This is a genomic window from Wolbachia endosymbiont of Onchocerca gibsoni, assembly GCF_029169405.1.
Lineage (GTDB): Bacteria > Pseudomonadota > Alphaproteobacteria > Rickettsiales > Anaplasmataceae > Wolbachia.
On record NZ_JABUMP010000001.1, the window covers coordinates 20,133 to 20,929 of the forward strand.

Here is a 797-nt window from a genome sequence, read left to right on the forward strand (position 1 = left end):
TCAGTCGGCTAATAACCAGAAACAATATCTAAATTATAATTTATATCACAACCACATAAATTTATCGCATAAACGGAAAATCGGGAATGTTACGACTTAATCAGCAAATAAATTAATTAATATAAGTCTAATTATTGACAATTTAAGACTGCCTCCGCCGTTTTCGTCTACTCTGTAATTTTAGGGTTATTACGATGGTATCTCAGCTTACTCTATCTACCGGGAAGCAAATTGTTCGTCTTCCGGAAACAGTTTCCGCTCGGAAAAAATCGCAAGTCTTACGAAAATATGATACAAGCGTTGGTAAATTTTCATAATGTCCTTTACCATCTAAATCATTGTCTTTTAAAGCAATGAAATTTCTACAAAATACTGGTTCTCCGAGTTATGTTCATTACCTGTTATAACACCACTATTTCCATCTAGAACTTTTAGCTCATTTTGATTTGCTTCTTTTTTACTAATAAAACCTATCATTAAGCTGTATAAAGTCTTAATGTTACTGTGTCTTGCATGTTACTGTAAGAACTAAATTNCATAACCTACATAACCCAAATTACAGGATGAGAAATTAGCACAATAAATGGTAAAGTTAAGAGAGGAAATTCTATTATCGATCTCAGACAATCAATAAGAAATGTAACTGCCAGATATGTACCAAAATCGTAGATAGCAAATCTCCCAGCAATTTTGAGCTTAGGAAATGAGTGCTTCGTTTGAACTTATTGTATCTTTTTGTTACGGCTAACATATTAGTTCTATAGACACTAATTAACTAAGTTTTAACAAAAATTCTG